The following is an 11,127-nucleotide window of genomic DNA, read 5'->3' on the forward strand; positions in this document are numbered from 1 at the left end:
GCCGATGTGCTCGCCGGTGAGCAGGTGGGCTGTCCGGTGGCGGAGACCACGATGTCGGCCTTGCGGGCGGCACGCAGGTCGTCGCGGAAGGCGCCATCGCGGTAGTCGAGGTCCACGCGGGTGAAGGTCTGGGGCCCGCCGTCGTCATCGGGGGAGGAGAACGGCCCGTGGTGAGTGATCCAGACCAGCGATGCGGGGTCCAGGGTGGCGTAGGGCCGCATGGCCGCGAGGAACGCCACGGCGACCCCGGCCATATCTCCGCTGATCCCGAGACGGTCGGGGTTGTCGGCCAGCTCGGACAGGACCGCGACCGGCGGTTCGGGNGNGGCGCGCAGCACCAGCCGGGCCAAGCAGTGCGCCTGCCCCCCGACGGCATGCTGCCAGGTGATCAGCGCTGCGACTCGTCTGGCCTGCACGGAGTCGAGGACCAGAGTCTGGGTGTCATCGACGTGGCCCCGTCTGCGGGTCGCGGAGACCTTCGTGGTGACCCTGTTGTCCTCCCAGCAGGAGGAGGTCGCCCGGCGCTTCGCCCGCAGCGGGATCGACCGATTCGCCTCGCCGACCCGCTGGACCAGGCTGCCCACCGGCGAGCCCCTGCTCGACGGGGGACGGGCGTGGCTGCGCTGCTCCGCCCGGCCACCCGTCGAGGCCGGGGACCACTTCCTCATCATCGGCCAGGTCCTTGAGGCGGACGCCGACCCGGAGGCGTCCCCGCTCATCTACCACGACCGGACCTTCCACGTCCTGCCGTCGTAACCCGCGGCCGGCCAGAGGAGCATGACCGGCTCAACCGGCTCGGCACCGCTCTCGACCCTGCCCTCGGCACCGCTCTCGACATCGCCCGCCGAGCGGGGCTCCGGTCGCCGTGGCGCAGGCCCCGGCCGCGCATCGGCACACCACGGAACAACCCACCTGTTCAGCGCGCAGATGCGGAACTATCATGCACAGAGTTTCGTATCTGCGGATTAGCTCAGCGACATGGTCCGCGGCTGCGGCAGTCGGACAACGGGTGAACGGGTGGAGGAACGGGACACGTGAGATTTCGCAGGATGAAGACGGTGGCCCTGGCGGTGCTCGGCGCCGGGCTTCTCGCGACCGCCGGATGTGGCGGCAGCGACGGCGGCGCTGCCGCGACACCCTCCGCCACGGCCAGCAGCGCCGCGAGCGGAGTACAAGGGACCGTCAAGGTGCTCGCCGCCGCCTCGCTGACGGGGTCGTTCACCCAGCTCGGCAAGGACTTCGAGGCCGCGAACCCCGGATCGAAGGTGACCTTCTCCTTCGCCGGCAGCTCGCAGCTGGCCCAGCAGATCACCTCCGGCGCCCCGGCCGACGTGTTCGCCGCGGCGAGCCCGGCCACGATGAAGACCGTCACCGACGCCGGCGACAACGTCGGCGCGCCCAAGGTCTTCGTCCGCAACCAGCTCGTCATCGCCGTACCGAAGGGCAACCCGAAGGGCATCACCGATCTGCCCGCCCTGACCAAGCCTGGGGTGAAGGTCGCGCTGTGCGCCGAGCAGGTGCCCTGCGGAGCCGCCGCGAAGAAGGCGCTCGCCGCCACCGGAGTGAACCTGACCCCGGTCACCCTGGAGCAGGACGTCAAGTCCGCGCTGTCGAAGGTCACCCTCGGTGAGGTCGACGCCGCGCTGGTCTACCGCACGGACGTCAAGGCGTCGGCGGGCAAGGTGGACGGCGTCGAGTTCCCCGAATCCGCCAAGGCGATCAACGACTACCCGATCGTCGCGCTGAAGAACGCGCCCAACGCCGTCGGCGCCACCGCGTTCGTCAACTTCATCCTGTCCGACAAGGCGAGCACCGTGCTGACCAACGCGGGATTCCAGGCCCCCTGACCCAGGCCCCCTGACCCAGGCCCCTGGCCGAGGCCCCTAGCCGAGGTCCGCCACGGCATCCCACGATCCGGCGAAGGACCTCTCCGCCTCGGGCCCGCGGGACGGTGTCCCCCTCCCGCGGGTTCGAGGCCGCCTCGGGGTTCGAGGCCGCCTCGGGGTTCGAGCTGTTCGAGCTCCCTCCGGGCCACCAGGTGTTAGGCGTTGTATGAACCGCTCCCTTCGGGGGCGTTGTGGCTGGCCNATGTACGGCGAGGACGAATTCGTGTTCGCCGCTCCACGCACCGGCGCCCGCGGCTACCTACTCAGTCGACGAGGGTCGCGATCTGGCTCTTGCCACCCTTGCCGATGATCAGATCGCCTTCGAGGTGGCCTTCGAGGTGGCCTGGGACGGCGCACCGCGCCTCCAGGTCAAGGGACACCACGTCCTATCAGATCCAGCCCTGTGACTGGATCCACACGTGGTGCACTGACCTATTGAGACCGCGCAGAAACACGCCATTAATGCTACACAATGCAACAGATGGTTACGCGGAAAGGCTCAGTAACGTGGTCGACGTCGATACCACTCCTGGTGAGCAGTTCCTCGGTATCCCGAGCGGACCGGGCCAATCGCGAGTACCACCGGAATCTTGCGAACTCTGGCACCGGCACCAACGGCCCGNCGGCGCGGAGACATATCGGTCGATCATGCCGACCGCTTCCNCCGNCCNTGCCGCAACAGACCCGGCTCGGCCAATAGGGAGACGAAGCGGCGCTTCGCGTCGAGCCGTATCGCGGGCGCCAGGTCCTTATGGCAACCATACCCTTACGTTAATGATTAATATGGCCTGGATGGTCGGTCGCAAAGCCGTTCGTGTTAGATATGAACGGATCTGAACGGACCGGAGCGCGGTCACGGCTCCAATACCAGTGCCCGCCCGGGAGGCGCCATGACAACACCGCCCGTCCCTGGGGCCACTGACCTGGCTGGCGCGAGGAAAGGCCTGGCATGAGGAAAGGCCAGGTCACCCAGGCGGTGCCGGTACCGCCGCCGCTGCGTCCCGACGACCGGTTCGGAAACGTCGTCGACCGGATCCGCACCGTCGCCATGGTCTGCCACGACGTCGTGGCGGTCCGCGACGAACACCGTGCCGTTACCTTCGCCCAGCTCGTCGCCTGGGTGGACGTCGTCGCCGACCGCATCCTTCGGCAGCCCGCCGCGGCTGACCCGGACACGCCCGTCGCGGTGCTGTTGCCCCACGGCGCGAGCGGGATCGCCGCCGTCCTGGGCGTCATCGCGAGCGGCCGGCCCTGCGTGCCCCTCGACAGGATGCATCCCACCGACCGTCTCGCTCAGGTCGTGGGACTGGCGGGGGNCTCGGNGNGCGTCACCGGACCGACTGGCTCCGCCGACCAGCGGACTGCCGCCGCGCTGCCGGGGATCGNNNNGACTATCGACGTCGGCGACGAGCGCGTCGCCGACTGGTCCCCGGCGCTGGCTGACCGGGTGGCGTCGACCGCGCCGCGCCGGGCCGATACCGATCCAGCCGTGCTCATCTTCACCTCCGGGTCGACCGGAGTACCGAAGGGTGTCGTGTGGCACCACCGCGCCCTGCTGGGCATCCACTACGCCATCCAGGTCCAGGACGTGATGCGGCTGGTTCCGGGCGACCGCCTGCCGCTCTTCCTGCCCTACTCCTTCATCTCGGGGATGAACCGGACGGTCGGTGGCCTGGTCTTCGGCACCACCCTCGAGATGTACGACCCTCGGGTCCGCGGCGTCCGAGACCTGGCCGACTGGCTGCNCGCCACCCGGCCGGCCGGCATCGTGGCCACGCCGGCGCTGATCCGGATCGTGTTCGGCTGCCTTGAGCCGGACGAGGTGCTCGACGACCTCCGATTCGTCATGTCGGTCGGCGAGGCGATCTACGCCCGCGACGTCGAGTTGGCCCGCCACCACCTACCGCCGGCCGCGGCGTTCCTGGTCTCCTACGGAGCCTCGGAGCTCGGCACGGCGACCTGTGCCCCGATCTGGTCGGACGACGACCTGCCCGACGGCGTGATGCCGGCCGGGCGGCCGGTGGTTGACGTCGCGGTGAGGGTGGTCTCGCCGGATGGCATCGAGATGCCGCCCGGTGAGACGGGGGAGATCGTCGTGATGGGCCACTTCATCACGGGGGGCTACTGGCGGGCGCCGGCGGCGAGCGCATCGCGGTTCGGCATCGGGCCGGACGGCACACCCACCTACCGCACCGGAGACCTCGGGCGCATCGACGCCAGCGGCCAGCTCAGGGTTGTCGGCCGCAACGACGCGGCCGTGAAGATCCGTGGGTACCTCGTCGAGCCGATCGAAATCGAGTCCGCCCTGCTGGCGAGCTCGGATGTGCTAGAAGCCGTCGTCGTGGCCGACAGGACCACGCAGCGGGCCCGCCTGGTCGCCTACGTCGTCCCCGTGACCGGCGCCCGGGTCTCACCGGCCTCGATCAGGCGCCTGCTACGGGCCAAGCTGCCGTCCTACATGGTGCCGGCCACCGTCATGCTGGTCNCCGCGCTNCCGAGGACCGACCGCAGCAAGGTCGACCGACTGANCCTNCCCCCCGCCGGTCCGAAACCCGGCCAGGACCCGCCCCGCGACCAGTGGGAAGAGGCCGTCGCCGGTGTGTGGGCCGCCGCCCTGCACCTCGACGACGTCGGTATCCACGACGACTTCGTCGAACTCGGCGGCGATTCCCTCATCGCCGAAGAGCTCCTCACCAGAGTCGCCGACGAACTCGGTGTCAAACTCCCCACCTCCACCGTCGCCGACGCCCCCACCGTCGCCGAGTTCACCGCCCGCCTGCGCAATGCCGGCACCGACGTCCTACGCCACCCCACCGTCGTCCCGCTGCGCACCACCGGCAGCGGCGGGCCCCTCTTCTGTTTCTGCGGCGCCGGCGGCCTCGCTGTCGGCATGNTTGGNTTTGCCCGCCACTTCGACGGCGAACGCCCCGTCTACGGCGTCCAAGCCCACGGCCTCGAATACCGCGGTCTCCCCGACTGGTCCATCTACGCCGCCGCCCGCCGTCACGCCCGCACCCTGCGCCTACTCCAACCCGCCGGCCCCTACTACCTCGCCGGCCACTCCTTCGGCGGCCTCGTCGCCCTCGAAACCGCGAGACTCCTCACCGAGGCCGGCGAGCACGTCGAACTGCTCGTCCTCATCGACAGCTTCCTGCCCGACACGTCCTCCGGCGTCTTCGCGGGAGGAGTGCAGCCCTCTCAGCTTCCAGTTCCGGGGGGCCCGACCAGGAGCTCGAATCCGGCCCCAGCCTTGGACCGTGCGAGGGGATCGGCTATGGGCCCGGCGCGCGCGGGGGCTGCCGCACGGGTCCTGCTCGGCTGGGCCCGGCAGGCGGCCCAACTCCCGTTGGCTGGCGTCGTTCAGTTCAAGGGCATGAACCAGTACGACGTCTTCTACAACCAGTCGCGGGTGCTCACGAGGTTCTACCGGCCCAAGCCCTGGAACGGGCGGGCGCTGGTCTACCTGGCGGCCGCCTCGCCGCCGCACCGTACGGAGGCCTGGCGCCCGCTGCTGACCGGCGAGACGACCTACCGCACCGTGGGCGGCGACCACGACACCGTGCTGCGCGAACCCGTCGTAAGCGAGATCGCGGCCGACATCCGGGCGGTCCTCGCTGGCTGTACCAGCTCCCGCAAGGCGTGAACGGCTGCCGCTTGAGTGCTTCCGGAGTGACTGGCAATCCTGGCGACCGGGAGAACGCGATCCCGTGGCCAGGCCGACAGCGAAAGGTCCGTGTTCGTGAGGGTGCAGGACGCAATCAATGTCGAGGACTTCCGGGAACTGGCGCGCCGCAGGCTTCCCCGGGCGGTTTTCGACGCCATGGAGGGCGGCGCCGGCGACGAGGTGTCGCTCAGGCGTAACCGCACGGCGTTCGACCGCATCGAGTTCCGCCCGCGGCCGCTCGCCGACGTCGCCACACGAGACCTCTCGACTACCGTGTTCGGCGAGCGGCTGTCGATGCCGATCATGCTGGCGCCCACGGGCGCGGGCCGCCTCGCGCGCTCGTCCGCGGAGATCGCTGTGGCGAGGGCCGCGGCGCGGGCGGACATCGTGTACATGCAGAGCACCGTGGCAGCCTTCCCGCTCGAGGATGTCGCCGCGCGCTCGACCGGCACGCTGTGGTATCAGCTCTACCTGCCCCCCAACCGCGCCGAGGTCGGGAACCTCGTCCGGCGGATCGCGGCGGCGGGTTACCGGGCCCTGGCCATCACCATCGACACGCCGGTCCTGGGCAACCGTGAACGCGACACCCGCAACAAGCTCATGAGTCGGCCGCCGCATCCCAAGATGCTGCTGCAGGGGGCCAGCAAGCCGGCGTGGGCGACCGATTTCATCCGCGGCAAATTCGACTTCATGCGCAAATTCGACTTCATGCGCAAATTCGACTTCATGCGCGGCCAATTCGGCGCCGGCTGTCCCGGCGGCCCGTCCCGGCTAAGCCTCAACCAGACCCGAGCGACAATCAAATCGTCGTCGGACTGCGTCACCTGGGAGGACGTCGAGCGGATCCGGTCGTTGTGGGAAGGCCCGTTGCTCCTCAAGGGCCTGATGCGCGGGGACGAGTGCGACCGGCTCGTCGAGCTGGGCGTCGACGGTGTCGTGGTCTCGAACCATGGCGGGCGGCAGTTGGACGGCGTCCCCGCGACCATCGATATTCTGCCGGAGGTGGTTGACGCGGCGGCGCGCAGACTCACGGTGTTCCTCGACGGAGGTGTCCGGCGAGGCAACGACGTGGTCAAGGCGCTGGCCCTCGGCGCCGCAGGGGTCTTCGTGGGTCGGCCCTACCTGTACGGCCTCGCCGCGGGCGGCGAGGCCGGTGTCCTACGGATGATTGAACTGCTGCGCGTGGAATTCGACCACGCGATGGCACTGCTCGGCGCCGCGACCGTGGCGGACCTCGACCGCAGCCTCGTCTCGGGCGCACGTATCCCCAGCACCCTCTCACCGTCGACGCGATAGGCCATGCCTGTCGACGGCCGAGTCGGGCTACTTGGCGACCTTCCGTCNCCGCCTGCTACCTTAACGGCATGCTCTCCGTGTCGTGGCAGGGACCCGGCACCGCCGGTCTCCGGACAGCCGTCAGCGAACGTTCGTATGCCAGAGGTGTGCACTACGCCCAGCAGAGCGCGGTCACGAGGATCGACTGGGACCCCGACGAGAACACCCTCCAGGGCCGGGTGCGTGGAAGCGGCGGCGAGGTCTACGCGACGAACGCGCAGTTCTCGGGTGACGGTCCGTCCTCTTGGACGTTCCAGTACGGCTCGTGCACCTGCCCGGTGGGCGCCGACTGCAAGCACGTCGTGGCGCTGGTGCTGACGGCCACGACAGGCGCGACGGCCACGGCGAGCGCGGCAACGGGTGCGGCGGCCCCCGGCCCATCGGCGCGGCGGTCCGGGNCCTCCCCNCGGNCGGCTCGGCCCCGGCCGGCTCAGCCGCGGCCGTCCCGGTCGGCTGCCTGGACCGAGGACCTGGGAGAGCTGCTGGGTTCCTCGCCCGCCGTCGGCGGCGGCCATGGCGGGGCCGCCGGGACGACGCCGTTGGCCGTCGAGCTGAGCTTCACGGCGGATCCGCCGGCCCACGGCGGCGGGTCCGAGCTGGGCCTGCGGGTCACGGCCCGGCTGGTGCAGCCGGGCCGGAACGGCTGGGTCAACGCCATCGGGTGGGACGCCCTCAACGCGGCGNACCAGACCCGCGAGTACCAACAGCCGCAGGTACGGCTGCTGCAGGAGTTCTTCGCCGTGTACCGGGCCCATGAGGAGCGGTATGGGTACTCGTACTACTCCTCCTACTCTTCCGGCGGCGCGAAACGACTCGATCTCTGCGCGTTCGAAAGCCGGCAGCTCTGGTCGATGCTCGACGAGGCCGAGGCGGTCGGCCTCCGGTTCGTGCATGCCCGCAAGAAGCTCGGCGACGTGAGCCGGTACGGTTCCGCGGAACTGTGCCTGAACGTCACCCAGGACGAGAGCACGCAGTCGCTGGTCGTGGCTCCCCTGCTCCACCTCGGCGGGACGGCGACGGACGCCGCCGTGTTCTCGTTCATCGGCCGCGACGGCCACGGCGTCGTGTACGTCGACCGGGCGGAGGTCCTGACCTCCGACGACCATCGGGACTGGCACGTCCGGCTCGCGCGGCTCGCCCAGCCGGTGCCGCCACGGCTGCAGCGGATGGCGGTCGGGAACCGGAGCCTGCGGGTGCCCCGCAGCGAGGAGTCCCGCTTCCGCGCGGAGTTCTACCCGCGCCTGCGGCGCCTGGCCCCCGTGGTGTCCAGCGACGGTTCCTTCGAGCCGCCGGAGGTGCCGCCGCCGGCCCTGGTGCTGCACGCCTCCTACGGCGATGACCACGAACTCGACCTCAGCTGGGGATGGGCCTACGAGGTCGGCGGCGAGCGGATCCACGTGCCGCTGTACGCGACGGAGCCGGACGGCACCGAACCGGACGGCACGATGCTGCCCGCCGCGACGCCTCCCGCCGCGGAACCGGACGGGTTACGGGATCCGCGCCAGGAGCAGGACGCGTTGCGGGACGTGCTGGCGGCGCTGGATCTGCCCTCCGGCACGGCCGCCCTGCTCGCCGGTGACCAGGGTTCCGGTCTGCGGCCACGGGTGCGGCTGCGCGGCGTCGACACGATGCGCGCGACGACGGAGCTGCTCCCGTTGCTGGCGGACCGGCCCGGGGTGGCCGTCGAGGTCAGCGGTGACCCCGCGGCCTACCGGGAGGCCGGCGACTCGCTGCTCATCGGCCTGTCCACCGACGATGTGGTGGGCGAGACCGACTGGTTCGATCTCGGGGTCACCGTCACCGTGGAGGGCCGGCAGGTGCCGTTCACGGACGTCTTCCTGGCGCTGAGTCAGGGGCAGTCGCACCTGCTCCTCGCCGACGGCGCCTACTTCAGCCTGCAGAAGCCCGAGCTGCAGTCGTTGCGGCGACTGATCGAGGAGGCGCGGGCACTACAGGACTCACCCGGCGGCCCGCTGCGGATCAGTCGGTTCCAGGTCGGGCTGTGGGAGGAGCTCGCCGGGCTCGGTGTGGTCGAGCGCCAGGCGCGGTCGTGGCGCCAGCAGGTGACGGGGCTGCTGGAGCTGGGTGCCGAGGGCCAGCTCGAACAGGAGCCGCCGGCGACGCTCGCGGCGACGTTGCGCTCCTACCAGCTCGACGGTTTCCGGTGGCTGGCGTTCCTCTGGAAGTACCGGCTGGGCGGGGTGCTCGCCGACGACATGGGCCTGGGAAAGACGCTGCAGACGCTGGCGCTGGTCTGCCACGCCCGGCAGGCCGATCCCGAGCTCGCGCCGTTCCTCGTCGTCGCGCCGACGAGCGTCGTGTCGAACTGGGCCGCGGAGGCGGCCCGGTTCGCGCCCGGGCTGCGAACGGTGGCGATCCGCGACACGCAGCGGCGGCGTGGCGAGGCCCTCGACGAGGCGGTGTCGGGCGCCGACCTGGTGATCACCTCGTACACGCTCTTCCGCCTCGAGCACGAGGAGTACGCGAGCCTGGCCTGGTCGGGCCTGATCCTCGACGAGGCCCAGATGATCAAGAATCACCAGGCGAAGGCCTACCGGTGCGCCCGGCTGCTGCCGGCGCCGTTCAAACTGGCCGTCACCGGGACCCCGATGGAGAACAACCTGATGGAGCTGTGGTCGCTGCTGTCGGTGGCCGCGCCCGGCCTGTTCCCGAACCCGATCCGCTTCCGCGACTACTACGCCCGGCCGGTCGAGAAGCAGAACGACGTCGAGCTGCTCGCCCAGCTCCGACGGCGGATCAGGCCGCTGATGATGCGCCGCACCAAGGAACAGGTGGCGCCCGAGCTCCCGCCAAAGCAGGAACAGGTCCTGGAGGTGGACCTGCACCCGCGGCACCGCAGGCTCTACCAGACCTATCTGCAACGGGAACGGCAGAAGGTACTGGGCCTGGTCGACGANATGAACCGCAACCGCTTCACGATCCTGCGCTCGCTGACCCTGCTGCGCCAGCTCAGCCTGCACGCCGGCCTGGTGGACGACCACCACGCAGACCTGCCGTGCGCCAAGATCGACGCTCTGTTCGAGCAGCTCACCGACGTCGTCGACAGTGGTCACCGGGCCCTGGTCTTCAGCCAGTTCACCGGATTTCTCGGCAAGGTACGCGAACGGTTGTCCGCCCTCGGTGTGGAGCACTGCTACCTCGACGGCCGGACCCGCGACCGGTCCACCGTGCTCGAGCGGTTCAAGACGGGGTCGGCCCCGGTTTTTCTCGTCAGCCTGAAAGCCGGCGGGTTCGGCCTGAACCTGACCGAGGCGGACTACTGTTTCCTGCTCGATCCGTGGTGGAATCCCGCGACCGAGGAACAGGCGGTGGACCGGACGCACCGCATCGGGCAGTCCCGCAACGTCATGGTCTACCGCCTCGTCGCCCGGGACACGATCGAGGAGAAGGTGATGGCGATGAAGGACCGGAAGGCACGGCTGTTCTCCAGCGTCATGGACGACGGTGACGTGTTCAGCTCGACGCTCGACGCCGACGACATCCGCGAGCTGTTCGCCTGACGCCCCCGGACCGCCTCTGCCTCGTGGCCGGTGGCCTGACGGGCGCGGGCGGGTTCACCCGGTTCCACCGATGGGCGCCCATCGGGGCCTGTGGCCGGGCCGTCGACCGGCAGTTAGGCGAGGTCAGGGCGTCGGCGCCTGTCAGGGTGACGACGTCGGGTTCCACACACCGGGGCGGACCTCTACGGTGATGCCTCGTGCGGGTCATCTGGGCGGCGTTGGCCGCGATCGTCGTGTCCGTCGGGGTACTGACCGGCTGCAACGCGTCCCCCGCGGCGGACGCGGCCGCGGGGGACGCGGCCGCGGGGGGGACATCGGTGAGCACGTCGGCGGTGCCGATCGCGGCCGCCGGGGAGTGCGGAGGCAGGGTGACCGACCTCGCCGGGGTCGAGAAGCTCCTCTCCGAACCGGTCGGCTGCCCGGGCGGCACGAACAGCTTCTGGNACGGCGAACTCGGCGACGCGTGGACACCNCCGCGGTTCGTCCCCTACCGGGACGGCCAGGTTCCGCAGGACGCCTGCGGCGCGCAGGTGAACGATCCCAAGCAGTTCGCGGACAACGCACTGTACTGCCAGCTCGACGACACCGTCGCCTACAGCGTCGACTTCATGACGGAGCTGTTCCAGGCGGGTGGAGCGTCCTACCCGCTGTTTGTGATCATGCACGAGCTGGGCCATCGGGGCGCCCGGATCGGCGGGACGATCGGCGTGGTGTCNNNCNC

The 11,127-nt window shown here is 70.4% G+C and carries 5 protein-coding genes and 1 pseudogene (1 of these 6 running past the window's edge); all 6 read left to right on the top strand.

From position 1 onward, the window contains the following. Positions 1-438 precede the first annotated feature (438 nt). Positions 439-756 carry a flavin reductase family protein gene (locus tag CED_RS12845; protein ID WP_235187062.1) on the top strand — a complete coding sequence of 106 codons (318 nt, stop codon included), beginning with the start codon at positions 439-441 and terminating at the stop codon, positions 754-756. A gap of 293 nt (positions 757-1,049) precedes the next feature. Then, positions 1,050-1,847: a molybdate ABC transporter substrate-binding protein gene (gene modA / locus CED_RS12850; protein ID WP_035910845.1), complete on the top strand. Its 798-nt coding sequence runs from the start codon at positions 1,050-1,052 to the stop codon at positions 1,845-1,847. Positions 1,848-2,835: 988 nt separating this feature from the next. Continuing rightward, the gene (locus CED_RS12855; RefSeq protein ID WP_035910848.1) at positions 2,836-5,529 is read left to right on the top strand and encodes an AMP-binding protein; all 2,694 of its coding nucleotides are present in this window, start codon (positions 2,836-2,838) and stop codon (positions 5,527-5,529) included. Between the two features lie 96 nt (positions 5,530-5,625). After that, a complete protein-coding gene (locus CED_RS12860; RefSeq protein WP_011436819.1) occupies positions 5,626-6,846 on the top strand; it encodes an alpha-hydroxy acid oxidase in 1,221 nt (406 codons plus the stop codon). A 68-nt stretch (positions 6,847-6,914) separates the two neighbouring features. Then, positions 6,915-10,406, top strand: coding sequence for a DEAD/DEAH box helicase (locus CED_RS12865; RefSeq protein WP_035910850.1), 3,492 nt, complete (start codon positions 6,915-6,917; stop codon positions 10,404-10,406). Positions 10,407-10,603: 197 nt separating this feature from the next. After that, positions 10,604-11,127, top strand: a pseudogene (locus tag CED_RS12870) (metalloprotease); it runs 280 nt beyond the window's last position.

Source organism: Frankia sp. CeD, assembly GCF_000732115.1.
GTDB classification, from domain to species: Bacteria; Actinomycetota; Actinomycetes; order Frankiales; family Frankiaceae; genus Frankia; species Frankia casuarinae.

What these genes read in the sequence shown, in the direction of transcription:
- modA (WP_035910845.1), top strand. Translation starts at nt 1,050, where the DNA reads ATGAAGACGGTGGCCCTGGCGGTGCTCGGCGCCGGGCTTCTCGCGACC.